The 26032-nt window shown below is 68.4% G+C and carries 17 protein-coding genes and 2 pseudogenes; 12 read left to right on the top strand and 7 right to left on the bottom strand.

Going from position 1 to position 26032, the window contains the following annotated elements:
- The first annotated feature begins 9 nt into the window (after positions 1-9).
- The 8 genes from Vqi01_RS20620 to Vqi01_RS20590 all read left to right on the top strand — a co-directional run bounded on the left by Vqi01_RS20620 (position 10) and on the right by Vqi01_RS20590 (position 16711).
- Complete coding sequence (locus tag Vqi01_RS20620) at positions 10-1419, top strand: LutB/LldF family L-lactate oxidation iron-sulfur protein (RefSeq protein WP_204036487.1); 1410 nt, start codon at positions 10-12, stop codon at positions 1417-1419.
- A complete protein-coding gene (locus Vqi01_RS20615; protein ID WP_204036464.1) occupies positions 1416-2015 on the top strand; it encodes a LutC/YkgG family protein in 600 nt (199 codons plus the stop codon). Before Vqi01_RS20620 ends, Vqi01_RS20615 begins: the two co-directional genes overlap by 4 nt.
- A gap of 420 nt (positions 2016-2435) precedes the next feature.
- Positions 2436-7217, top strand: coding sequence for a family 78 glycoside hydrolase catalytic domain (locus Vqi01_RS20610; protein WP_204036463.1), 4782 nt, complete (start codon positions 2436-2438; stop codon positions 7215-7217).
- Between the two features lie 135 nt (positions 7218-7352).
- Positions 7353-7631, top strand: coding sequence for a response regulator transcription factor (locus tag Vqi01_RS31640; protein ID WP_372444386.1), 279 nt, complete (start codon positions 7353-7355; stop codon positions 7629-7631).
- A gap of 343 nt (positions 7632-7974) precedes the next feature.
- A complete protein-coding gene (locus Vqi01_RS20600) occupies positions 7975-11337 on the top strand; it encodes a glycosyl hydrolase (RefSeq protein WP_204036461.1) in 3363 nt (1120 codons plus the stop codon).
- A 533-nt stretch (positions 11338-11870) separates the two neighbouring features.
- Positions 11871-14927, top strand: a complete 3057-nt coding sequence (locus Vqi01_RS20595; RefSeq protein WP_204036460.1) for a glycosyl hydrolase — start codon at positions 11871-11873, stop codon at positions 14925-14927.
- A 1112-nt stretch (positions 14928-16039) separates the two neighbouring features.
- A complete protein-coding gene (locus Vqi01_RS30880; protein ID WP_239098535.1) occupies positions 16040-16210 on the top strand; it encodes a hypothetical protein in 171 nt (56 codons plus the stop codon).
- A gap of 3 nt (positions 16211-16213) precedes the next feature.
- Positions 16214-16711, top strand: a complete 498-nt coding sequence (locus Vqi01_RS20590; protein ID WP_239098534.1) for an alpha/beta fold hydrolase — start codon at positions 16214-16216, stop codon at positions 16709-16711.
- 198 nt (positions 16712-16909) lie between these two features.
- Here the strand turns inward: Vqi01_RS20590 and Vqi01_RS20585 are convergent, their stop codons facing one another.
- A complete protein-coding gene (locus Vqi01_RS20585; protein WP_204036459.1) occupies positions 16910-17401 on the bottom strand; it encodes a MarR family winged helix-turn-helix transcriptional regulator in 492 nt (163 codons plus the stop codon).
- A gap of 39 nt (positions 17402-17440) precedes the next feature.
- Between Vqi01_RS20585 and Vqi01_RS20580 the strand changes: the two genes are divergently transcribed.
- The 4 genes from Vqi01_RS20580 to Vqi01_RS20565 all read left to right on the top strand — a co-directional run bounded on the left by Vqi01_RS20580 (position 17441) and on the right by Vqi01_RS20565 (position 20910).
- Positions 17441-18067, top strand: a complete 627-nt coding sequence (locus Vqi01_RS20580) for a mycothiol-dependent nitroreductase Rv2466c family protein (protein WP_204036458.1) — start codon at positions 17441-17443, stop codon at positions 18065-18067.
- A complete protein-coding gene (locus Vqi01_RS20575; RefSeq protein WP_204036457.1) occupies positions 18048-19298 on the top strand; it encodes an MFS transporter in 1251 nt (416 codons plus the stop codon). The genes Vqi01_RS20580 and Vqi01_RS20575 overlap by 20 nt, the downstream gene beginning before the upstream one ends.
- Entirely contained in the window at positions 19295-20080 is a 786-nt protein-coding gene (locus Vqi01_RS20570) for an isocitrate lyase/PEP mutase family protein (protein WP_204036456.1), read from the top strand. Before Vqi01_RS20575 ends, Vqi01_RS20570 begins: the two co-directional genes overlap by 4 nt.
- Before the next feature lie 68 nt (positions 20081-20148).
- Positions 20149-20910, top strand: coding sequence for a GNAT family N-acetyltransferase (locus Vqi01_RS20565; RefSeq protein WP_204036455.1), 762 nt, complete (start codon positions 20149-20151; stop codon positions 20908-20910).
- A gap of 110 nt (positions 20911-21020) precedes the next feature.
- On the opposite strand, the gene Vqi01_RS20560 is transcribed toward Vqi01_RS20565, so the two are convergent.
- The 6 genes and pseudogenes from Vqi01_RS20560 to Vqi01_RS31465 form a co-directional block, all read right to left on the bottom strand.
- Entirely contained in the window at positions 21021-21968 is a 948-nt protein-coding gene (locus tag Vqi01_RS20560; RefSeq protein ID WP_204036454.1) for an XRE family transcriptional regulator, read from the bottom strand.
- A 595-nt stretch (positions 21969-22563) separates the two neighbouring features.
- Entirely contained in the window at positions 22564-23649 is a 1086-nt protein-coding gene (locus Vqi01_RS20555; RefSeq protein ID WP_204036453.1) for a type I-G CRISPR-associated protein, Cas3-extension family, read from the bottom strand.
- A gap of 10 nt (positions 23650-23659) precedes the next feature.
- Positions 23660-23770 carry an RICIN domain-containing protein gene (locus tag Vqi01_RS30875; RefSeq protein WP_239098533.1) on the bottom strand — a complete coding sequence of 37 codons (111 nt, stop codon included), beginning with the start codon at positions 23768-23770 and terminating at the stop codon, positions 23660-23662.
- Between the two features lie 243 nt (positions 23771-24013).
- On the bottom strand, positions 24014-24754 hold the full coding sequence (locus tag Vqi01_RS20545; protein ID WP_204036452.1) for an NIPSNAP family protein: 741 nt from the start codon (positions 24752-24754) through the stop codon (positions 24014-24016).
- Positions 24751-25155: pseudogene (locus Vqi01_RS20540) on the bottom strand (Rrf2 family transcriptional regulator); the annotation flags it as partial. The gene Vqi01_RS20545 and the pseudogene Vqi01_RS20540, both read right to left, overlap by 4 nt.
- Positions 25156-25223: 68 nt before the next feature.
- Positions 25224-25854 (bottom strand): annotated as a pseudogene (locus Vqi01_RS31465) (IS5 family transposase); the annotation flags it as partial.
- Positions 25855-26032 lie beyond the last annotated feature (178 nt).

The raw sequence follows: 26032 nt of genomic DNA, 5'->3' as shown, positions 1-26032 counted from the left end.
TTCCTCGGCATGCCGGTGACCGCTCCGCCTGGGGTGGGGCATCTACGCGGGGCGGAGCCGTTCCCGAGCGCGGCGCGGCGCGGCCTGGCTGACCCGCAGCTGCGCCGCAACCTCGGGCACGCCACGAAAACCATCCGGGCCAAGTCGGCCGGTGTGATCGGCGAAGTGCCGGACTGGCAGGAGCTGCGGGCCGCCGGCAGCGCGATCAAGACCGACGTCATGGCCCGCCTGCCAGAGCTGCTCGAGCAACTCGAAGCGAAGGTCACCGCAGCCGGTGGTGTGGTGCACTGGGCGGCCGACGCGAACGAGGCCAACCGGATCGTCACCGATCTGGTACGCGCCACCGGCGGCAGTCGGGTCATCAAGGTCAAGTCGATGGCCACCCAGGAGATCGGGCTCAATGAGGCCCTCGAGGCCGTCGGGATTGAACCAGTGGAGACCGACCTGGCCGAGCTGATCGTGCAGCTTGGCGACGACCGGCCCAGTCACATCCTGGTCCCGGCGATCCACCGCAACCGGGCCGAGATCCGGGAGATCTTCCTGCGGACCATGCCCGGCGTGGATTCCACGCTCACCGACGAACCGGCCGCGCTCGCCGCGGTCGCCCGCCGTTACCTGCGGCAGACGTTCCTCACCACGAAGGTGGCGATCTCCGGGGCCAACTTCGCCGTGGCGGACACCGGCACCCTCGCCGTAGTGGAATCCGAGGGCAACGGGCGAATGTGCCTCACCCTGCCGGAGACTCTGATCACCGTCATGGGAATCGAGAAGGTGGTGCCGACCTGGCGGGACCTGGAGGTATTCCTGCAACTGCTCCCGCGGGCATCGACGGGGGAGCGGATGAACCCGTACACCTCGATGTGGACCGGTGTCACGCCCGGGGACGGGCCGCAGGCGTTCCACCTGGTGCTGCTCGACAACGGCCGCAGCGCGGTCCTCGCCGACGAGGTCGGTCGGCAGGCCTTGCATTGCATCCGCTGCTCCGCCTGTCTCAACGTCTGCCCCGTCTACGAGCGCACCGGCGGCCACGCGTACGGCTCGGTCTACCCGGGCCCGATCGGCGCGGTGCTCTCCCCGCAGCTCACCGGCGTGGCGGACAACTCCTCACTGCCGTACGCCTCGTCGCTCTGCGGGGCCTGCTACGACGCCTGCCCGGTGAAAATCAACATTCCGGAGTTGCTGGTGCACCTGCGTGACCAGGCGCCCCATCCGCGAGGCGAGGCGACGGCGATGGCGGCCGCGGCATACACGATGAATCGACCCAGGCTGTACCAGGCGGCGCAGCGGGCCGTGCGGCTGAGCCGGCTCGCCGGGCGGCGGGGGCGTGGTATACCCCCGCCGCTTGACGGCTGGACTGCCAGCCGTGACCTGCCGGACCCGCCGGCGCAGACCTTCCGCGATTGGTGGGCCACGCGATGACCGCCCGCGAACTCGTCCTCGGTCGGTTGCGCGCCGCCCTCGGCACCGATGCACGCGCGTCCGTCGAGGTGCCCCGCGCCTACCGCCGGGCGGGCATGCGGGACCTCGAACAACTGGTGGACCGACTGGTCGACTACCGGGCAGAGGTGCACCGCCTCGCCGAGGCGGACATCGCCGACACCATCAGCGGCATCCTGCCGTCGGGAGCCACCGTCGTCGTACCGCCCGGGTTGCCGCCCGCCTGGCTGCCCTCGACGGTGACCGTCGTGGTCGACGGCGGACTCGCCAATGAGCAGATCGGCGCAGCGGACGCGGTCGTCACCGCCGTAGCTGTGGCGGTCGCCGAAACGGGCACGGTCGTCCTCGACGGCTCGCCCGACCAGGGCCGTCGGGTCCTCAGTCTCCTGCCGGACCTACACGTGTGCGTGGTCCGGGCCGACCAAGTGGTGGCAGGAGTGCCCGAGGCGCTCGCCCGGCTGTCCCCGCACCGCCCGCTGACCTGGATCAGCGGGCCGTCCGCCACCAGCGACATCGAGCTCAACCGGGTGGAGGGCGTGCACGGGCCCCGCAACTTGCACGTGATCCTGCTGCCCTGACCGATCCGGCTGGCCGAACCCGCCGGCGCACCGGCATTAGGGCTGCCCAGAGCGCTGAAAGCCGCCCGCAATGCCCGCGAGCCGGCCAGCTGAAGATCCAGCAGGCTCCTCATCTGTATCTCCGTGCTGTGGTTGCCAGCGCCACGGTCCGTCGTCGCGGCGCACGAGTTCGCCCGGCCCCCACTGCCCTCCGTCGAGGGTGCCCCTGGCAGAAGGGTTCCCTGGCTGACCTGAATGGTGAGCGGGCGGAGGGCGTCGTCGCCGCGGCGCAACGTGGTGAAAAACTCTGGAGCGTTTCAATTCATAGAGGTGGCCGGAAGCGGCCATCTCTTCCGAACCCAGTTGGAGCTGCGACAAGTCTTGCCTACTGTCCCTATAACGTTTCACCGGCCCAGCAGCGTCCAGCCAAAGGTGGCCCCCATGCCGTACACATCCGACAGATCCCGTCGTCTCGCCGGCGTGCTGCTGATGGTGCTGGCGCTGATCCTGACCGGGCTCGGCGCACCGACACCGAGCGCGAGCGCGCGGCCGGCGGAGGGTGATCCGGCGGAGGGTGATCGGGTGAAGCTCGTCGACCTCAAGGTCGAGCGCAAGCCCGAGCCCGTCGGCATCGACCTCGACCGTCCCCGGTTCTCGTGGATCATCAGCACCACGGAGCGCGACGTCCGCCAGGAGTCCTACCGCGTGCGGATCACCACGGGAGGGGACGTCGTCTGGGACAGCGGGGCGGTCGAGTCCGACCGGTCCTTCGACGTGGAGTACGACGGACCGACCCTAAAGTCGACGACCGGGTACGAGTGGACGGTCGACGTGATCACCACTGCAGGCAAGGCCAGCGGGTCGTCACAGTTCCGAACCGGGTTGATGACCGCCACCGACTGGGGCCACAGCAGGTGGGTCGGCGCGCGGCCGCCGTCGGGCGACCCACTCGTCGGGTGGGACAACTACACCGCGGAGTTCGATTTCACCATCGACCACGTCGCGTTCGGTGCCTTCGTGCGCGCGCCGAACCCCAACAACGCCCTGATGTGGCAGGTCTCCGTCGACGGTGGCGTGCCCCGCCTGCGCCCCCACCGTCGCGTGAACGGGAACTACACCCTCCTGGCGAACCCCGGCATTGACATCTCCTCGGCAGTGACGGTCAACCAGCTCACCACGCAGAGAAACAAGCTGAGTGTCACCGTGGGACCCGGCACCGACCAGTCCAGCGTCCACGTGGTCACCCGCATCAACGGGATCGAGGTCGAATCGCGCAACGTCACGCAGGCCGGCAACATGCAGCGCGGCTTCATCGGCTTCCGCTCCGACGTCGCAAGCGGGCAGCCGGAGCGGTCGCGGGCCCACGCGGTCAAGGTGACCCGGACCGAGGACAGCCGGGTGCTGGCCGACGTCGACTTCTCCACCGGCTTCAACCCGTTCAGCGGCGGCACAGTCGCCAACGGCTCACTGGAACTCGTGGGGACCATCAACACGATCCTGGCGCCTGCGCCAGCCGCTGCCCCGCTGCTGCGCAAGGAGTTCGCCGTCGACAGGCCGGTGCGCAACGCGACGTACTACGTCGCGGCCGGCGGCTACGCCGACGTCAGCCTCAACGGGTCCCCCGTCAGCGATGCCATGCTCTCCCCGGGCTTCGCCGACTACGACGACACCGTGCAGTACGCGGCGTTCGACGTCACCGACCGGCTGGTCGAGGGGCCGAACGCGATCGGCATGGAGCTCGGCCGCGAATTCTTCGCGATGACCGGCGGCAACGTCTGGAACTGGGAGCGGCCGACCTGGCGTGACGAGCCGATGGCCCGAGGCATCCTGCACATCGACTACGCCGACGGCAGCACCAAGCGCGTGGTGACAGACGACTCCTGGACCTACCACGAGGGCCCGACCCGCTTCGACGACCTCTACGCCGGTGAGCGCTACGATGCGCGCTTCGCGGTCCCGGGCTGGAACTCCGCCGGCTTCGACGACTCCGCGTGGAGTGCCCCGAGGATCGCTAGCGGGCCGCGCGGTGTCCTGGTGAACCAGCGCCAGCAACCGATCCGGATCACCCGGTCCTACCCCGCCGTCGGCATCACCGAGCCTGCACCGGGCGTCTATGTGGTGGAGTTCCCCAACGTCATCGCCGGCATGGTCGAGTACACCGTCCAGGGCCCGGCGGGCACCACGATCCGGGCCGCTCACGCGGAGAAGCTGCTGGCCAACGGCCGCGTCAACATGAGCAACAACGGTGGCTTCCAGGCCGGCCTCCAGACCGACTACTTCACGCTGGCCGGAACCGGCGAGCCGGAGACCTGGATGCCCAAGTTCTCCTACAAGGGCTTCAAGTACATCGAAGTCACGGGCTGGCCGGGCGAGGATCCGCCGCCGTTGAGCGCCTTCACCGCCAAGCGGGTCAACACCGACGCCGAGCAGACCGGCAGGTTCCAGGCCTCGAACGGCACCCTGAACGGCGTCCACGAAATCGTGGTGAACACGCTCTACAACAACATCCACCACATCCCGACCGACACCCCGATGTTCGAAAAGAACGGCTGGACCGGCGATGCCACGGTCGGTGCCGAGATGTTCATGCTGAACATGGACACCCACGAGCTCTTCGCCAAATGGCTGCGCGACATCCACGAGACCCGGGAGGTCAGCGGTTCCCGCGCCGGTGCCCCCATGGTGATCGCACCCAGCTCGGGCAACTGGGGCGCATGGGGACCGTCTCAGCCCTGGCACGCGGCCTACATCATGATCCCCTACTGGCTGTACCAGTACGGCGGCGACGACCGGGTGATGACCGAGCTCTACGACGGCATGAAGGGCTACGTCGACCTGGAGTACAGCCAGCGTCGAGCCAACGGCACCGTGATCAGCAACCGGCTCGGTGACTGGGTGTCGCCCACGGGCAGCCCGGCCGGCGGTCATGCGCCGGACGAGGACAACCGCGTGTCCGGCACGGCGTACCTCTACCTCATGCTGCGCACCATGGAGCGAGTCGCGCAGCATCTGGACAAGGAAAACGACGCCGTGCAGTTCGCGGCGAGGGCGGACGCCACCAAGACGGCGTTCAACGACGTCTATTTCCAGAACTCTCAGGACCGCTATCGCGGCGAGGGTGCGGATGCCAACCGCTACCGACAGGTCCACAACGTGCTGGCGCTTGCCTTCAATCTCACTCCGAACGAGGAGGTCGCCCAGCGAGTCGCTGACCGACTCGCCCAGGACGTGGTCGAGCGGGGCTACCACCTCGACACCGGAACGTTGGGCACGAAGTACCTGCTGCCGGTGCTCACGCAGTACGGCCACGAAGACGTGGCCTACCGTGTGGCGACCCAGACGACGTATCCGAGCTGGGGCTACAAGCTGGCGAACGGCGCGACCACCGTCTGGGAGCACTGGTCCCTGCAGGCTCGATCGGTCGGCCACTACTTCCTCGGCACCCTCGACGACTGGAACTACCAATACGTCGCCGGCATCCGGCCCTCTGCCACGACGGGCTACCGCGACGTCACGATCGCCCCGGCCGTCACCGGTCAGCTCGACCACGCGTCCGCGACCACGCAAACCCCGTGGGGCCCGGTGTCCAGCGACTGGCGCCGGCAGGGTCGCCGACTCTCGCTCAACGTGCACGTCCCCGTTGGCACGACAGCCACGGTCGAGGTCCCGGGGGCCAGCCGCTGGGCCGTATCCGAGGGCGGACGGCCGGTGGCGGACGCTCCCGGTGTGCACGAGGTGACCGTCACCGACGGCGTTGTACGGGTGGTCGTCGGCTCCGGTGACTATCGCTTCGCCTCCGACGAGCAGCTCGGCCTGGTCGGGACGGCGATCGACGCGACGCAGCCCCTCGCGGCCCTCGTCGACGCCGCCCGCCGGGCCGGCGACCTCAACCCCGGGCAGGCGCAGCGGCTGTCCTCAGCGGCCGCCACCTCCGAGGCCAAGGCCCGCGACGCCCACGCCGCCCTGCTCACGGGCGACACCCGCGCGGCCGCCCGTCACCTGGCGGCCTCGCACCTGGCGCTGGAGTCGATGGCCGACGTCCTCGCGAAACTGAACGCCGCCGGCCTGGAGGAGCTCGTCACCGCGGTCGACCGGGCAATGTCCGCCGTGTCGACCGCGGCGTCGGACCTGTTGGGCCTGTCGCTGAAGGCCGAGGCCGGTCCCGACGTGCTGCGGCCGGGGGACCGGATCCCCGTGCGGCTCGCCGTGGCCAACGACGGCTTTGAACGGGTGGTGAACGTCCGTGCCTCGCTGACCGGGTTCGGTGAGGGCTGGACCACCACGCCCTCCTGGGTGCGGCTGATTAACCAGTTGCCACCCGGCGGCACCGGCGAGGGCCGGCTGGAGCTGGCGGTTCCCGAGCAGCAGCGACCGGGAACCCTGCGCGGAGACGCCGAGGCGACCTACGTGTACGCCGACGCGACCCTGACCATGCGTAGCCCGCTCGAGGTCTCTGTGCAGTCGCCGGTGGTCGTGGAGTCGGTCACCGCCGAGCCGGCCGAGGTGCGGCCCGGCGCGTCCACGAGGGTCACCGCGACGGTGCGCAACGTCGGCCGGGCCCCGACATCCGGCCGGCTCCGGCTCGACCTCCCCGAGGGATGGCAGCCGGTCGCCGGGGCCGACCTGACGGTCCCGGCCGGGCAGACCCGCAGCGTGGCCCTCGACGTGGTCGTCCCGCGTGCCGCCCGCCAGACGGTCGAGGACGTCACGCTCACCGCGCGGTTCGTCCGCGACGGCGAGATCCTCGCGACCGGAACCGGCTCGGTCCGGGTCGCGATCACCCCGGACGTCACCGACGCCCTCGACCACGTCGACCTCGGCAATGCCTCGTCCGAGCAGGCGCACCGGCTGACGGCGGCGCCGTCCTCCGGAACCAGCACGGAGGCCGGACTGACCCGGCGCTACGCCGGACACCTCACGCCGTTCTCGTGGTTCGAGTTCGACCTGGCCGTGGCCCCGGGCGAGGCGTTCGTGGTCCGCGCGGTCGAGACCTACGACCGCGCCCAGGTCAAGCGCTACAAGGTCTACGTCGACGGTGAGGAGGTGCTGCTGCGCACCTTCGAGCGCTCCGCCGCCGGTGCCGGTACGGTGACCTACGAGCTGGTCGTCCCGGCCTCACTCGCGGCCGCCGACGGGTCGGTCCGGATCCGGTTCGAGAACCAGGACGACCCGGCCTACTTCGACCCGTCGATCGCCGACGTGTGGTCGCGCCCGGTCTCCTGAGCCCTCTCCGCCGCTGCCCAGTCCCCGCCAAGCCCCGAAGAAGCTGTGAGGGCGCACTGTTGATGGGCCTGCCCACCAAGACCATCAATGACTGGATGACGGTGGCAAGTTGCCCCGCGCGCTGATCCCGTTGCGGTGCCGAGCATTCCACTACTACGCCGGACTCCACTCGCGAAAGGGGGCTGCCCTGTGGTCGAGCTTTATCAGGCCCCGGGGTCGGCCGGCTCATTGTCGGCCGTCGACCTCGACATCCTTGCCCGGCTGGCGCGGGGAGCAACCCTGCATCAAGTTGCCGACGAACTGCATTTGAGTCACCGCACCGTCAGTAGGCACGTGCAGAACATCTGTCGCCATCTCGGAGTCCAGCGCCCCATCGAGGCAGTGGTGTGGGCAGTTCGCAGAGACCTCATCTGACGCAATTCGCGCGGTGGAGGCCCGAGGTAGCCATCCGGGCCACGTCATCGGATCTCGCATGTTCGAGGAAGTCACGCGACGATTGGCCTCTGTGGTGGTGGGTCCATGGCGGCTATAGCCGCTTGGGCGTTGGCGAGGAATCGCCAACTTTGGCGTCGCCTGATTGCCAAGGGTGTGGCGCTTGTCATAGCATTGCGAACGTCAGCATGAAACGTTTCATCGCGCACGGGGTGCCAACCGGTGTCCTCGCGGCTGTAGCAATCTGGCTTCGGCGGTGCCTGGCCCGGGTCAGCGGGGGAGCAGGAAGGCCATTGAGGACTGGAAGGGTAGTGCGTTGAGTGACATGACGACGAAGCGGTTGGATGTTGGCAGCCCCATCTCTCGCCGAGGCATTATGCGCGGAGTGGCCGCGGCGGGTGCACTGGTCGTTGCCGGTAGGGTTGTCGGATCCGGCCAGGCCGACGCGGCGGGGCTGCCTGCTGCGGTGAGTGCTGCGGCGGCAACCAATAGTGCGGCTTTTGCGCAGTATCTGGAGAGCAAGTACATCGATCCGGATCGGGTGTTCAGCACAGACGTGCGGTGGTGGCTGGGTGATGCGGCGCACACCGACGAGACTCTGCTGGAGCAGATCCAGGCTCTGTATGACGGTGGGTTCCGGGGTGTGGAGCTGTGCATGCAGAATGACAGCGTTGCGTCTGACGCTGATTATGCCTATGGCTCTGCCATGTGGGCTCACAAGTGGAGCCTAATGATGAACAAGCTGCTGGACCTGGGCATGAGTGTCTATCTGACCTCTGGTACGAACTGGGCCACCTCGAATGTGCCCGGCCTGGATCCGACGAGTCAGGCGGCAATGCAGAACCTGACCTTGGGCACCGGGACGGTGGATGCGGGGCAGAGCCTGACCGTCTTGCCGTCGCCTGCAGCAAACGCCCGCAGGGCGGGGGCGAGGTTCGTGACCGCCTATGCCTACCGAGTGGTCTCGGGCAACATGGTCGCTCCTGGCAGCATGGTCGACCTGGCGCCCCATCTGTCACAGGGTGCGGACGTGTGGACGCAGAACCTGAACTGGACCGCGCCCGGCGACGGGACCTACCGGGTGTTTGGTCTGTGGACCCAGGGGACCTACCAGACCTCCAGCCCCGCCGTGCAGCCGAGCTATGCCACGAACTACTTTGACGTGCGCGGTGTCGCGGCGTTGCGGGAGTTCTGGGAGCAGCACTATCTGAGTGATCCGGTACTGCGGCAGAAGATCCTAAACGGCGACGTGCAGCTGTTCATGGACTCTCTGGAGATGAGCACAGGTACCGGCTTCACCTGGTGGGCCGAGGACATGGCCCAGCAGTTCCGAAAGAAGAAGGGCTACGACATCACGCCGTACCTCTTCCTGATCAGCGGTGTCGCCGCCATCCCGGATATCCCTTACCACTCGGTAGGGCTTACCGGGACCTACCGGCTCGATGGTGCCGAAGAGCGCCGCCAGGGAATCGTCAACGACTACCAGGACGTCCTGACCCAGTTGTATATGGAGCGGATGCTGACGCCCCTGAAGGAGTGGCTGAACTCGGTAGGCATCAAGACCCGCGCGCAGATTTCGTACGGAAGGCCTCTCGAGATCTCCGAGCCCATCATGGCGGTGGACTACCCCGAGGCGGAGAACCTGAACCAGTACAACCAGGTCGATATCTTCCGGCTCTGGACCGGCGGCGCCAAGCTGCAGAACAAGGTGCTTTCCAGCGAGACAGGAGCTCAGCTGCCGGCCTTCAACTCCACGCACCAGTTGAAGCTCCGAGATGCCTACTCCGAGTTCGCGGCGGGTTTCCAGCGGATCGTCTGGCACGTCTGGGCTGCGGACTTCGGATACGGCAACTACACCTGGCCCGGATACAGTCCGAGAGGTTCGAACGAGAGTCAACCTGACTTCAACTACCCTGGTACGCGGCATCCCGACTCTGCGGATTATGACGAGTTCAATGCGCATCTGGGTCGCGTGCAACAGTTGCTGCAGACGGGGAGGTCCCGCACCGATGTCGGGTTCGTCCACCAGAACTGGATCCATGGTGTGGCGTACCTTGCCGATATCGGCAACGACAATTCCAGAATGAATTGGCAGTACGCCCACCAGGGTGTGTACTACCGCTCCACTGAACTGCAGGACAACGGCTACACCTACGACTACTTCAACCCCAGGTTCCTGTTCAACGACGACGTCTACTTTGATCCGAAGACCAAGACCATCGAACAGGCCGGGTACAAGGCCATCGTGCTGTATCAGGACTGGCTGGATCTCGCTGCCGCCGAGAGGATTCTGGCCTGGGCCAGGAAGGGCCTGAAGGTCGTCATCCTGGGCGGCGCTGCTTCGCGGACGCCTTTCAACGACGGCAAGGACGCTGCGCTGAAGCAGGTCATGGACAAGCTGAAGAAGCTGCCCGGGGTCAGGACGGCGACCGTCAACGACAACATCGACTACTTCAGCGCCGCTCCCGGCGGATACGACGACAACGTCATGGAGAAGCTGCAGGAGCTGGGCGTGTACCCCTACGCCGGATATGCGCAGGAGAACCACCAGCTCCTCACGCAGACCAGGCAAGACGGCGACGGCAACCGCTATCTCTACGTCTACAACTACTGCCCCAACGACTACCACGACAAGAGTCACAAGGCGAGCGTCCGCAACGAGGACCACGGCACCAACATCAAGACCGAGATCGAAATGGACGGCAAGTTCATCCCGTACGTCATCGACGCCTGGACCGGCAAGGTAACGGAGCTCGCAAACTACAAGTGGGCCAAGGGCAAGACCGTGGTCCCCATCGACATCAACTACAACAACATCGCCCTGATGGCGTTCCAGAAGGTGAACAACGAAAAGCTGCACATCGTTTCCACCAACGCCGAGTCGTCCTATGCCCTTCGGAATGGCGTGACCGTGCGCGCCATCGACAGCGGGAAGGTGACGACGAAGCTGAGCAACGGCAAGCAATACCAAGACGCCGTCACCGTCCCGGGCGCCTATGACATCACCGGCTGGGACCTGACCGTGCAGTCCTGGCGCCCCAACAGCACTGCTGGGGACCTGGTCCGCACGGAGACCATCGGAGCTCTGACGACCATCAACCGCAAGACCTCCACGGTCAAGACCGCCATCAACGTGAAGCTGGACAAGCTGACGACCTGGAACAACATCCCCACGGTTGGCAAGGCGGTGTCCGGCACCGGCCGCTATGAGGCCACCTTCCACTGGGACGCCAAGGCAGCCAGCGGCGCCTACCTCGACTTCGGCGACACGCTCGAAGAGGGCATGAAGGTCTGGATCAACGGCCGCAAGGTCGGAGGCGGCGTCAGCACCAACCCGACGAAGGTGCGAAAGGATGTCGGCGGCGTCGGCAAGCCCACCATCGACGACGGCACCGGCCGGCAGGTCCCCTTGGTCGGCAAGGACCTCTACACCGGCGGGGTCAGCTGGACCAAGCCCGTCGCGGACGTCAGCGACTACCTGGTCGACGGACAGAACAAGATCGTTATCGAGTACAGCTCGGCACTGGCCAACGTCCAGCTCGACCGAGGAGTCATCACCGAACAGGCACCTCTGGAACGCCGCAGGGATACGAGGTGGTGGCACAACGACCAGGTCTACCTCGAGTTCGGACCGAAGCAGGCAAAGCTTGTTCCCTTTGTCGAGTTGAAGTACACCACCAAGAAGTGAGCGGCCGGGTCGCGGTGACCGCCCCTGCGGTCACCGCGACCCACCGCGGCTGAGTTGGGGCGACAGGCCAGCCCATCGCGTCGTCGGCGAGACCCGTCGCTCAGGGACCAAGCACCTTGGTCGGGTGTCCAGACGAGCGCGGGGCATTGAAACGTCTCAAAGCCCTCTGGCCCAACACCATCCCAACCTCGGAGGCTCTTGTGCACAAGGAGTCCTCACCGCATCCCGGTAGGCGCCGCCGTTTCGGCGGCTTCGCCGCCGCTGTGGCCGGCATCGGCGGTGCTTCTGCAGATGGACGCTGCGGGCGGCAAGCCCGACGCCGTCTACGTGTACCCGCCGGCTCGCTCAACTGACCCACCCTCCTGGACCCTGGCCGACCACCGCCAGCGTCCAGGCTCGGGCAGCCGCCTCACGGCTTGACCAAGTCAAGCCCTAGGTAGCCCTGCACCCCGGCGCCACCTCGCACCCGTCGGCTAGCAGTCGAGCGAAAGTGCCGCCTAATCCAACCCCCCCCCGCGGCCAAAAGGAGCACCATGCAAAGTCCCGTTTCCCGGCGCAGGTTCATGCAAATATCCACGTCCGCTGCGGCGGCGACCGCCGCCGGCGGCATCATCGCCGAGGGAACCGCGAGTGCGGCGACCAGCGCGGCGGTTCCGTTGCACGAGCGGGCCGTGCGTACGCCAGCCCGAACCGGACCGGTCTTCCGGGCGGCGCCGATCGCACCGGCGGCGTTCCAGAGCCCTCCGCAGCAGTTCCTGCCCGCGGTCCGCTGGTGGTGGCGCGCACCACTCGGGATCGAGGAGACTATCCGCGAGATCGCCGCGATCCGGGCTGCCGGGTTCGGCGAGGTGGAGATCGCCTACTCGACTGACGCGTGGGCGAACGAGGTCCAGCGTGCCAACCTACGTGCCGTCCTCGACAAGGCGCGCCAGCTTGATGTCACGGTCAGCATGACGATGGGTGCCGCTTGGCCCGTACAGACCCCGAACACCGGCTCGGGCACCGGCTACGCCCAGCAGGAACTGCAGTACGGGCGCGTCGATGTCCGTGGCGGCGCGGAATTCTCCGGTGACGTACCCAAGACTTTTGACGACCCGACGGGTGCGCGCCCAAGCATCCTCGTGGCGGTCACCGCCGCCCGGGTGATCACGCGTGGGCCCGCCGCCGAACTGCTGCCGGCAGCCGAGCGGCCCCGCTGGGGGACCCCGGTGCGGATCCCGGCTACCTCCACAATCCTGGACGAGGCGTCCCTGGTCGACCTCACGGCCGACGTCGCGAACGACAGGCTCATCTGGACACCGCCGGGCAGCGGAGACTGGATCATCTTCGCGTTCTGGCAGCGTGACGCCGCAAAAGTGGTGACTAGCGCCTTCGACAAGAACGCGGCGGCGAAGGCGGCGGAGTACCTCGAGGAGTTCCAAATCGGGCCGGAGAACTACGACGCGCTCAAGAAGGTCGGTGGTGACTTCTTCGAGGACTCGCTCGAACTCAACGCCGACTCGCTGTTCTGGGCCCCATCCTTCCCCGCCGAGTTCCAGACCCGGCGCGGCTACCCGATGGCCAAGTACCTACCGCTGATGTTCCAGCACGGCATGAGCAGATACTGGGTGCCCACGACGCCGCCGGTGCCTGACTTCGACCTGCCCGGCGGCAAGGGTGAGAAGGTCCGCACCGACTACTACACGCTGCTGACCGACCTGTACGTCGAACACCACCTGGCGCCGTTCCAGGAGTGGGCGGCCCGGTACGGCATGCGGTACAAGGCGCAGGCCGCGTACGGTCAGGACCTCGAACCCATCCGCAGCAATCGGGAACTCGCTCGCCTCGGCGGCAAGGTGGAGGGCGAGTCCTACAACTCCGGTGACCGATTCCCGGTCACCATCGACAATTACGGCTGGCGCTTTGCGCTGGACTGGCAGCGTACTGTCGTCGGCGGTGCCCATCAAGGCGGCACTACCCGCATCTCCACCGAGATCGGCGCCCAGCCACAGAACTCGCACCAACTGGACCTCGGCGACTACAAGGCGATGATCGACAAGGAGTGGGCAGCGGGTATCACCCAGCCTTTCCTGCATGGCTTCCAGTACATGTCGCTCGGGGCGCGATGGCCGGGTCAGTATCGCTTCGGCGATACCTCCCACGACAGCTTCAACGACGTCAACAACCCCCAGTGGCCGGTGTTCAAGGAGACCAACGCGTACTGGGCCCGCGGCACTCAGGTGCTGGAGACCGGCACGCCCCTTACTGACATCGCCATCTACCGCAAGGGATTCCTCACCACAGCGGCGCGCACGGCCACGGATGAAGGCACCCAGCCGTCCCAGCTGTTCGAGACCCGCCGCCTGGAGCGCAGGGGCTACACCATCCAGTACCTCGACCCGGAGGGACTGGCCGAGGACGGAGTCATCGGCGACGGCGTGCTCTTTCCGAACGGCCCGCGGTACCAGGCACTCGTCGTGGACGAGCGCGCTGTGCCCGTGTACGCCGCCAAGGCCCTCGCCGCAGCCGCCAAGGCTGGGCTCACGATCATCTTCGTCGGAGCCGTGCCGGACGCGGATGCCGGCTACGCCGCCGGCACCGCCGGTGACGAGGAGGTCCGTACGTTCATCAAGCAGGCACTCAAGGGTAAGCACGTCCGACGCGTCGAAACCCAGGGCGATGTTGCCGACGCCCTGGACCAGGAAGACCTTGCTCCACGCGTCGCATGGGAGAACGCGAACGTCCTCACCCAGCTGCGTGAGGCCGACGGTGTCCGCTACGTCTTTTTCTACAACCCCGACGACCGCGAAGTCTCCTTTAGCCCAGGCATCGAGGGCACCGGCGCCGTGCTGAACATGAACCTGTGGGACGGCACGGTCACTCCGGCCGCACACTACGAACAGCGCAAGGGCCGAGTGGTCGTGCCGCTGACACTGCCCAGGCAGGGAACCCACGTCCTCGCCGTCGACAGCCGCCGCAAGCCTGGCATCCATGTGATCGGCGACGTTCCGGACACCGGCGAGTTGGTCACCACTGCGAACGGCACAATTCTCTACAAGACCACGTCCGACGGCACACACCAGTTCCGACTCAGCAAGGGCCCCAAGGTGCTGGTCAAGACCGACGTGCCCGAACGCGCCGCCAACCCCGGCCCGTACACGTGGAGCCTGTCGGTCGAGGCGTTCACCCCGACCGGGCACACCACGATCACGATCCCCTCACTGTCGGGCACCTTTCCACTGTGGGACTGGCGTGACCGGCCGCAAATCGCCGGTGAATCCGGCGTCGGCACCTACACCAGCACCCTCACCATTCCCGCCAACTGGATCGGCGCCGGCAAGGGCGTCCAGATCAACCTCGGCAAGGTCGACGGCACCACCGAACTCCACGTCAACGGCAAGCGAGTCGGCGCCCAGATCGTCTCCGACGTCACCTGGGACCTAACCCCGTACATCAAGGCAGGACCAAACGAGGTCAAAGTCGTCGTCCGCACCACCATGCGGAACGCGGTGACCAAGTACAACCAGACCAGCTCTCGCACCGACCCCTACGGCTTGCGTGGACCCGTTCGCGTCGAGCCGTACGCCATCGCCACGATCTACCAACCCTGACCGAGGAGGCCGCAACCAGCGCCCGGTGGGGTGGGCCAAACGCACGGCCCACCCCACCGCCTTTGCGAGGAGAACCCGCTTGGCAAACAATGAGCCCACCGCCCGGCCGAGCACGGACCGCGACACAAGCCTTGCGGCCCCGCACGAAATCGACGCGGCAGGCGGCCTGAGCGACGATGACTTGCGCCTCCGCCTACTGTCCGAAGGGCACAGCAACCACGAAATCGCCGTACTGCTGTGCTGCTCCCGCACGCAACTCTGGTCCAGGCAGCAGCAGATCTGCCGACAGCTGGGCGTACACGCCCCGATTGCAGCCATGGTGTGGCGGTGCACCATTTCCTGATCTGACCGTCTGCCACCAAGGTCTAGCAGGATTTGATCTTAGAGACAACTGTGATGATAGGCCGACGTAGACCTCGACCGGCCGGTTGGCCGCGATACCGATGGTCCCGGCCTCGTCGCCGTCGTCGCTGGCCCAGCGGTCCCGCCCCGCCGTTGATCGTCAGCGCGGACCCAGCTACGCAGCGTCTCCCGGTTGACCCCGAGTCATCAGCGATCTGCGCGATCGTCACGCCCGGCCGGGACCGGTACAACGCGACCGCGTCGGCCTTGACCTGCGCGGGGTAGTGCTTGTTTACCATCGTGTTCCAGGACTCCTGTCCATCCGGATCATCATGATCCAAGGTTCAAGTGTCCAAGATCAGGAGACAACTCCCGGGGGCGGTGTGACGACTCCCTTACTCGGCCGGTTTATGCTTCAGGTGACCGGGGCAAACGTGCGTGAGCATGCCGCTGGGCCACCGGACTACTGGGGGTCAAGGAGCGCTACCGGACGGCGCACTTGACCGACGTGGTCCCCAGGAAGTGAGAAAGACCGGTCCGATGTCTCGGACCAGCCTCCTGACCTGCTGTTTCACCTTGTCGGGATGGCCGGATTTGAACCGACGGCCAGACCGCTGGCCCCTGGCTCGCCGGCCTGGTCGCCGACCACACCTCCACCACGGCCACCCTCGCCTGGACCGCAGTCCTGTGCGCCGCTGCCGCGGTGATCGCCCTCGTCGGCGACCTCCGGCGCCCCACCACCATTCGAGATCAACGCAAGGAGCAGGATCATGGCAAACGTCGTACTCGTCCCCGGGATGTGCCACGGCGGGTGGTGCTTTGAGCAGCTCACCAGCCGGCTACCGGGCGCGGGGCACACAGTCCATCCGCTGACGTTGACCGGCGTCAGTGAACGCAGCCACCTGCTGCACGGCACGGTCAACCTCGACACCCACATCTAGGACGTGGTGGCCACGCTCGAGGGCGAGAATCTGCGGGACGTGACGCTCGTCGGGCACAGCTACGGCGGGATGGTGATCACCGGGTCCGGGGACCGCGCACCCGACCGGGTCCGCTCCCTGGTCTACCTGGACGCCGTGGTACCCGCTCACGGTGACTCCTGCTGGTCACTCGTGTCAGACCAGGAGCGACGGTGGTACGTGGACGTGGACGAGACCGGTTGCGCGTCCCGGCCGCTGCCGTTCTTCGACGCACGGGCCACGTCCCACCCGATCGCCTCTTTGCTCCAGCCACTCCGGCTTACCGGCGATCTCGGGCACATCGAGCGCCGAGACTACGTGTACGCCGCCGGCCGGGCCGACCAGTCCCCGTTCACCACGACCTACCTGAAGCTGAGTGCGGACCCCGGCTGCACCACCCACGCCCTGCCCGGCGGGCACAATCTCATGCGCGACAGCCCGGACGAGCTGGCGATGATCCTCGATCGCGCCGCCTCCCACTGACGGACAGCGCCGAGCTGGGCACCCCTGCCCGGGATCCTGCGCACGTCGAGGGCCCCGGGTACGGCTCCGCGTCCGCCAGGTTCGGACCGCCGGAGCCTCCTGCCCGGGCCGAAGTACGCGCTGTCGATGTCCCCTGAGGAGAGCCCGGACGCGTCGCATCGAGGATGGGACTTTTTCGCCGGGCCGGCGGGCCGGCCGTCAGGAACGAACGATCCGGGCCAACGCCGCCAGCAGGCGCTTGAGCTCCCTGCGGTCGGCGTCGGGCAGCTCGCGGAGGATGGCCGCCTCGTTGGCCAGATGCTGCTCGATGAGGCGGTCGGCCAACGCCACGCCGGCCGGGGTCAGCCCCACCACTCTGCCCCGAGCGTCGCTGTCGGAGACCGAACGCGACACGAGGCCCCGGGCGATGAGCCGGTCGACTCGCTTGGTCACCGCCCCGGTGGTAACCAGCATCCGTTGGCTCAACTGCCCGGCCGTGAGCGTGTACGGCGTGCCTTCCCGGCGCAGTGCCGCCAGCACGTCGAACTCGCCGTTTCCCAGATCCGCCTCGGCGAACGGCGGCCGCAGGGCCGCGTCGAGCACCTCGGCCAGCCACTGGATCCGCCCGATGATCAGCAACGGGTCGGGGTCGAGGTCGGGACGTTCACGACGCCACTGGGCGACGATGCCGGCGATGCGGTCCTCATTCACGCTTGCATCTTATCTTCCATAGAAGGTAACTTCTCTTCCATGGAAGATAACTTCGATCGTACGTCGGTCCCGGTGGTCACGGCCTACGTGGACCCGTCCTGCCCGTTCGCCTGGATCACCTCCCGCTGGCTCATGGAGGTGGGACGGCTGCGTCCGATCGACCTGCGGTTCGAGGTGATGAGCCTCTCGGTCCTCAACGAAGACCGCGAGTTGGAGCCCTGGTACCGCGCCTTCAACGACCGCGCGTGGGGGCCGGCGCGGGTGTGCGTGGCAGCTGCGGTGCACCACAGCCCGGCGGCCCTCGCCCACCTCTACCCGGCGCTCGGCCGCCGCATCCACGACGAGGGCGACAAGGACTTCGCCACCGTCGTCCCGGCGGCCCTGGCCGAGGCCGGCCTGCCCGCCGACCTCGCCGACGCCGCCCGCTGCAGCGACCTCGACCCGCAGATGCGCGCCAGCACCGCCAAGGCCCGGCAACTCGTCGGCGAGGACCTCGGTACCCCGACCGTCGTGATCGACGGCGTGGCCTTCTTCGGCCCCGTGCTGACCTCCATTCCCCGCGGCGAGGAGGCCCTGCGGGTCTTCGACGGCGCCCGCCTGCTCGCCGGCTGCCGGGCCTTCTCCGAACTCAAGCGGGCCCGCTCCGATGGCCTCAGCTTCGCCTAGCCCGGCCGCGCTCACCGCGGTTCCTCACCGGCGGCCGGCCACCACCCTGCTCCGGGCGCAGCTCGTCACCGCCGTGGGCGACGGCTGCTTCTACGTGACCTTCGTCGTCTACCTGGTGCAGGTCGGCCACCTGAGGCCGGCGCAGGTCGGCGGCCTGCTGACCGTCGCGTGGGGGGCCGGCTTCCTCCTCACCCATCCCGTCGGCGCCTTGGGCGACCGGATCGGACTGCGGCGGGTGACCATCCTGTTGTCCATGGCCACCGCGGCCGCCCTGCTGACATTGGCGTCGGCACCGGCACCCTGGTTGGTCTCGTCCGCCTGCGTCGCGTACGCGATCGCCCAGAGCGGGGCCGGCGCGACCCGGCAGGCCCTGCTGGTCTCCCTGGTGCCGTCCACCGAACTGGTCACGGTGCGAGCAGGTATCCAGACCGCCGTCAACGCCGGCATCGGGCTCGGCGCCACCGCCGGAGGGCTGGCGCTCCTCGCCGGTACGCCCACCGTCTACCGCGCCGCCCTGGTCGGTGACGCGGCGCTCTTCGCCGTGAGCGCGATCATGCTCACCCGGCTGCCGCCCGCCGCACGGGCCCCCGTACGGGCGGGCCACGGATGGGACGCCCCGCGGGACATCCGCTACGTCGTGGTCGCAGCGCTCAACGCGGTGCTGTACCTGTACATGCCGATGCTGGGCGTGCTGCTCCCCCTCTACCTGACCAGCCGCACGGCGGCGCCGCGCTGGATCGTGGCGGCGGTCTTCGTCGTCAACACCCTCGGCGTCCTCGGCTGGCAGCGCCGGGCGGCCCGACGGGTGACCACCCTGGCCGAGGCGACCCGGGCGATCCGCCTCGCCGGCCTCGCGCTCTGCGCAGCCTGCGTGCTCTTCTGGACGGCGACCGCCACCACCGACCCTGCCGTCGCCGCGGGTCTCCTCCTCGCCGCCGTGGCCGTGCAGGTGGCCGGCGAGCTGCGACTGGCCGCCGGGTCGTGGTGCGTCGGATTCGCGTTGGCCGATCCCACCCGCCCCGGGCAGTGGCAGGGCGTGTATTCCAGCGGCGTCCCGCTGGCCCGTGCCGTCGGGCCGGCCGCCCTGACCACCCTGGTGATGGTCTGGTCCGGGCCGGGGTGGCTCGTTCTCGGGCTCGTCTTCCTGGCCACCGGGCTCGCCACGACCCTCGCCGTCACCTGGGCCGCGCACCGCCGGCCCTTCCAGACACTCGACCCGGGAGCCACATGACCACTTCGACACCGACCCTTCAGGAGAAGGCCCGGCGGCTGCGTACGCTGCACGACGAGTCGAGGATCCTGGTGCTGGTCAACGCGTGGGACGCTGCCTCGGCCCGTGCCGTGGCAGCCGTGCCGGGGTGCCACGCGATCGCGACGGCGAGCCACTCCATCGCGGCGGCCCACGGCTACGAGGACGGCGAACACATCCCGGTCGAACTCGCGCTCGCGGCCATCGCCCGCATCGCCGCCGCCGTGGACCTTCCGGTGACCGCCGACCTGGAGGGCGGCTACGGCGACGTGGCGGCGACGGTTCGCGCCGCGATCCGCGCCGGCGCCGTCGGCGGCAACCTCGAGGACGCCATGAGGCCGGTCGACCAGGCCGTACGGGCGGTACGCGCAGCGGTGGCCGCGGGCCGTGACGAGGGCCTGCCCTTCGTGCTCAACGCCCGCACGGACGCCTACCTCACCGGCCCGCCCGAGACCGCCCTCGCCGCCGCCGTCGAACGCGGCACCGCCTACCTCGCGGCCGGCGCCGACTGCGTCTTCGTGCCCGGCTGCAGCGACCCGCGCGACATCCGGAAACTCGTCGCCGCCTTCGGCCCGGGCCGTCTCAGCCTGCTGGGAGTGCCCGCCATGCCCACGCCCGCCGAGTTGGAAACACTCGGTGTCGCACGGGTCTCCTACGGTCCGTACCCCCAGCGGTGGACGCTAGACACCCTCACCAGCAGAGCCGCGACGCTACTCGCCGCAGCGCCCGACCGGCGGGCCAGCGACGCCCGCCCACGTCCGTGACCGACGGCCCGCACCACCGCGCGATGTCGCCGTACCGGCCCTACCAAAGAGAAGGAACACCTGCCGCCATGACGATCGACCTGAACACCCGCGACCGGTCCGCGAGCGCCTCCGACACCTCTCTGCGCCAGGCCCGCAACTCCGCCGCCTTTTGGACGGCCGTCGGCCACGCCCGCGGTCACACCGTGATCCGGCGCCGCGGCTTCCTCGCCGTCGCCGGAGATGAGCGCGCGGGCCTGCGCATCCTGGTCCAGGAGCCCGACCTTGGCCGCGAGGAACTCGCGGAGCTGATCGACCTGGCCGGCCGGGCGTCCGGCCCGATCGACGCGGAGGATCCCTTCAGCGCCACGGACCTGAGCCGCCTAGACATGAACGGCCGGCAGATGCCGATCATGCTGCGTGCGCCCGGTGCGGTCGCCGAGCCGGCGATACCGGTGATCCGGCTGCGGACCGAGGAGGACCTGCGCGCGGCCGAACAGGCCGTGATCGCGGCCTTCACCCTGTCCAGGTTCGAGCCCTACCGGGCCGGTGAGATGTTTCCCGCGGCCCTGATCCACCAGCCAGGTGTCGACGTGTTCCTCGCCAGACTGGACGGCGAGGTCGCCGGGGCGTGCGTCACCACGGTGGAAGGCGGGTTGGGCAGCCACTACTGGGTGGGAACGGCGCCGGCGTTCCGCTCCCGGGGCGTGGGGCGCGCGCTCATGCTCGGCTCCCTGGCGTCGATCACCGGCCTGCCGGTCACCCTGACCGCGTCCCGGCTGGGCAGGCCGCTGTACGAGTCCCTGGGCTTCCGGGTCACGGCTACCTCGACCTGGTGGTCGTCCCGATGACGCACGCCCACCCCGGCGCTCCTCTGCGGTGCGAAGGTCGGTCTGAACCGATAGCACCGCAGCGAGTCGTATGGCTGCTATCAACGCGGGCAGCACAGGCAGCGGAGTGTTCAACGTCGGGTCAGGCCGATGGTGGTGGCGAGGCGGGTGACATCTGCTGGGGAGGGGCCGGCGCGTAGGACGGTGGTGAGTGCGGCGCGGGCGGCGGGACGGATGCGGGTCTCGCCGGGGGCGATCTGGTCGGCGGTGACCAGGGCACGTCCGGCGGCCTGGTGGTCCCCGATGGCGAGGTGGGCGCGGGTGATGTCGATCAGGTGGGCGGCGCGGTGTTCGGCGGGCAGCCGGCGCCAGGCGTACGTGCTGGTGGCGTGCAGGTGGGTGGCGATGGCCTGGCCGTTGTCGCCGAGGCTGGTGGCGGCCAGGGCCCGGGCGAGGTCGACCACGATCGGTGTGAACTCGCTGTGGTCGCGGTTGTGGTTGGCCAGCCGCCCGGCCCGGTCGGTGAGGTTGCCGGTGGTGGTGGCGTCGCCGTAGCTGGCGGCGGCGAGGGCGGCTTCGATCAGCAGGGTTCCGGTGAGGGTAAGCCGTTCCGGCGGGGCCTTGGTTGGCGATGCCGCGTCGAGTTGGTGTAGGGCGGTCATGGTGACGCTCAGCGCTAGGCGGCCCCGGCTCAGGGCGCGCAGGGCCTGCGCGAGAGGCACTACGGCAATGGCGGTACGTCGCGGGTCGCTGCCGGCAGCGGTCATCGGCCGGTCGGCGGCGAGCCAGGCCAGGTCGGGCTCGCCGAGTTTGACCAGTACCTGGGCCGCGAGCCGGTACACCCGTACCAGCAGGTGCGCAGTGGGTGCTGGCCTGCCGTCCGCCGCGGCGTGGCGGGCGTCGGCGAGCAGGTCGGGCAGGACCCGCAGCAGCTGGGGGTGCTGGGCGTGCCGGTACGCCGTACCGGCGTATTCGACCTGCCGGCCGAGTTCGACGATGGAGGGCCGGCATCCGCCGGTGGTGGCGAGAGTGTCGTAGCAGGCCAACGCCTCCCGCACTCGTTCCACGGCGGCGGCCACGCACCGAGATCGTGGACAAATCGTTCCTCGCCGGGAGTCGGATTCGTTGGGATCACCAAGATCCACTCATCGGGTTGGTGTGCCATAGCTTCGTGGAAAGAGTTGACGATCTGCTTACGCTGCGTTCGGCGTTCGGCTCCGAATCCGTCCCGGAAGTACTTCAGCTGGAAGATCCGGAGGCGTTGCCCCTGTCGGACGACGACGTCACGGCCGCCGTCGCCACCCCGGCCGTCGTAAACTCGCACCTCGTCGTCTGGGCCGCTGTAAAGCCGGCAGAGCAGAGCCTCGATCCGCCGATCGAAATCCGGCTGACTCAGGTGGTCCCCGTTTGCGGAAATGGTGCCCCTAATCGCCTTCCGCCATCCCTCCGCAGATTCAGGGATCGTTACAGAACCCCAGACAACTAACCTCCAGCGGCCTAATGCCTACCAGACGACCGGCACCCTCGTCCAACACGCTTGATCGGATGCGCTGTCATCGGCAGTTCGGGACGTCGGCCGGACCCAACGTCCCGGTGTCGAGCACGATGGCCTGCCGATGCTGCCGGCTCGCGACTTCACCGCCCCGCCCTAGGAACTGGTGATCGGCAGCTGACTCATCCCCAGCCGTACCGCCCGGGGTAGTCGCCCGGGTCGGGATAGTCGCCGTCCCAGCCCTTCCATGGTTCGTACTCGCGGCTGTACTCGGAGGGCCGCCGCTCGACCTCGACGGGCTCCGGGGTCAGCGCGCCGCCTGGTGGCCGCGCGGCCGCGCACATCGCGAAAATGCCGAGGTCCACGGTGTAGTCCATGGCGTTCGGCGCCATCACGCCGTGGGTTCGGAGGATGGATGCCTGCAGCGCGCCATTCTGGGCCGCCGTGAGGTTCCAGCTGTCGTACCCCCACCCGGCGTTCCACACCCCGCCGAGCACGTTCCAGTTCGCCGGCAGCGTCCACAGCGGCCACAGGAACACGTCCCGGTCACCGGCCCGGAACCATCCGTTCGGCAGCACCGGCCCGTCGTCGATGCCGTTGCGGCGGCTGTACCCGAACCGGGACACCGCGAGCGTCGCCAGCCAGGTGGCGCCGGGCACGGCCAGACTGCCGCCCGGCCCGGGCAGCTGCGGGTCGGTGGAGTAGGTCGCGCGGTGGTCGAGCAGCCACCCCTCCGCGCCCTCAACCCGCCGCCACCCGGTCAGCGCCTCGGTCAGCAGCCGTTCGGGGTCGGCCCGCACCGCCAGCATGGGGTAGTACCAGAAGCTGCCGACGGTCTGCCGCCCGCGGACCGCGATGAGCGGGTTCACCAGGCAGTGCCCGGCCGCGTCGGTGGCCCGGTCGGTCACGGTTGCGGTGAGCCAGCGCACCCCGCCGGAGGCGCGGCTCACCCGGTCCACCAGCCGCCCGTAGTCGGCCGGGCGCACCCGCAGCGGGTCGGGCGCGCCCCGTCGCCGAGACACCGGAAAGCCCGGGGTGTTCGGGATTGCCTGCCCCGGGCCGACCTTCTGCAGCCGCTGCACCAGGTCGGCGACGATGTCCGGCACGCCGGCATAGCGCTGGCAGTGCAGCACCGCGTGTCGGTCCGCCGCATCCCAGTGCAGGTAGCTGGCCCCTTGGAGCTGGTCGAGCAGGCTCATGGCCGCTAGGAACGCCAGCGGCTCGTCGCCGATAAGCCCCGGGAGATCCACACGATGCAGCGTCGCCACGCCGCACAGCCTACGTTCTCAACCACCGCTGGTTGTCGCCGCACGTGCAGGTCCAGGTCTCCAGCAGTGTCCCTTTGGCCGTGCCGTGCGCGGTGGCGTCCAGGCACTTGCCCGACCCCACGCCCAGCACTTTGCCGTCCGGACGGCAACGATCGCTGGCACCACGGCTGCTCCAATCGGAACGCTGTCCATGGCGGCACAGCCATCGTCGTCGCCTACTGGCGCAACGATGCGTTGCCGCCGGCCGACCCTCCGGCGAGACGGTCAGAGCTCCTGACGGCTCCGCGCGACCAGCGGCATGAGTGTACGTCCTCTTGGGTGGGCACGCCCTTGAGCACGTGGCCTTGGGGCGATGACGTGGACGCTATTCGAGCAGCACGACGCGGAAGTCGGTGACGAAGCTGGCGAGGCGCCCGTCGGCGGTGCGACCCACGTGGGTTGCGTACACGCCGTCGCCCCGTCCCGAGCCGACGCACCAGCGAGCGTGTCGCTCGGCATCGACGGCGCGCTGTTGAGTTCGCCAGTGAAGGCTGGAGCGGCGGGTGGGGCTGAGGCGGAAGCGTTCGGTCTTCACCACTTCCGTTGGGACGCCTTCCTGTAGGGGTGACCGGGTGAGCCAGACTAGGGCGTGCTCCTGCTCACGGATCGGCAGCCGGGGGTAGTCGTTCGGGGCGTACTCGGTCCTCAGTAAGGCCAGGGTCTGCGTCGAGCTGTGGGTGGGGTCGGGGAAAGGGCCGGCCCAGTACCAGATTGTCGCGTGCAAGACTGATTCGGGGTTGGCGGTGCTGCGGTCGGATACCGGCACCGCGACGATCTCACGGAGCAGCAGTACATCGTCCGAGTCGAGCATTGTCGCGTTCGCCGCTGGTCCGTGCTTCGCCCACACGGGGCCGGAATAGAAGGCTGTCAGGCTGGTCCGGCGCGCTTGCATGTCGGTGAATCCGCGCAGCCACACGAACTGGTCGGGCCGGTCGAGGTCGCGGAACTGGCCCAGCACGGCCATCCCCAGTTCTTCCTGGGTTTCCACAAACTCGCGGTCGAACAGATCGATCAGTTCGTCACGGCGTCCCTCACGCAGGGTGTAACGGCGCAGTTCGACGATCATGCCAGGATCCTTTCCAGGACGTCGGTGACGGTCCAGCGCGCCAGCGCCGCCCGAAACATGTCGGTCGCTTCGTCGTACAGGTCGGTGAGCACCGGACGGATGCCGCGTCCGACCGGGCACTCCAGGTTCGGCTCGGAGTGGTGCAGGGCGAGCAGCGGCTTCGCCGAGACGGCGAGCCAGACGTCCAGCAACGTGATCTCTGTTGCCGGCCGCCCGAGGGAGAAGCCGGCGCCGTTGCCGCGGCGTGCCGTCACCAGGCCGGCCCGCTGCAGGTCACCGAGACTGCGCCGGATGATGACCGCGTTCGTGTTGACGCTGGCCGCCACCTCTTCGGAGGTGAGCACCTCACGACCGCGCCGCCTGGCCAGTTCCAGCCATGCCAAGGCGTGGGCCGCGATCGTCACCCTGCTGTTGGCCGCCACCCCGACAGTTTCGCCGACACCCACGCCGGAAGCAACCACTTTTGTTACGTCCGAAGGACTTGCTCGACGCCGATACCTCGGACCGTGCCGTGGATCTGCACGTCGTCTTTGAACCCGGCGTCGGCCCACGCCGTGGTCACCGTCGGGGTGTGCGCGCGGACGTTGTCCAGCAGCCGGATGCCGATCGCGTTGTCGGTGACCGACGCCGCCGTCACCACCACCGCGATGATCAGGCCGAGAGCATCGACGGCCAGACCCCGCTTGCGGCCGGGTACCTTCTTGCCGGCGTCCTTGCCGGTCGTCGCGGCAGGGGCGTGGTTGGCCGCCCTGGATCGACTGGGTGTCCAACACCACCGCGGTCGGGTCCTCCGCCCGGCCGGCCTTCTCCCGCGCCTGGCAGCGCAGCAGGTCATGAATCACCTGGTCGGTACCGTCATCACGCCACAGCGCGAAGTAGTAGTACGTTGCGGACTTCGGGGCCAGATCATGCGGCAGATACGCCCACTGACAACCCGTCCGGTTCTGATAGAAGATCGAATTCACGATCTCCCACAGCTCGTAACGGCCCTGATGCCCCGACACCGACGGATGCCGATCATTCCACGCCTGCAGGAACGGTCCGACCACCGCCCATTGCTCATCGGTCAGGTCACTCGGATACGCCGCACGTCCACTCACGACCGTCCTAGCGCGACGCCACCACATCGGCTATGGGTCCGCAAAGATCAGCCAGCCGCAAAGCGAAGAAGAGGTCACAAACCACCCTCTGACGAAGCGGGTCTTGGACGCGCATCGGTTGGCCCGTGCTGTGGATCAGGGCTGGGACGCCACGGTGAGCTTTGCGATGTCCGGGGCG

The organism is Micromonospora qiuiae (genome assembly GCF_016863555.1).
In the GTDB taxonomy this organism is placed as follows: Bacteria; Actinomycetota; Actinomycetes; order Mycobacteriales; family Micromonosporaceae; genus Micromonospora; species Micromonospora qiuiae.
This window is presented reverse-complemented; position numbering and strand designations above follow the sequence as displayed.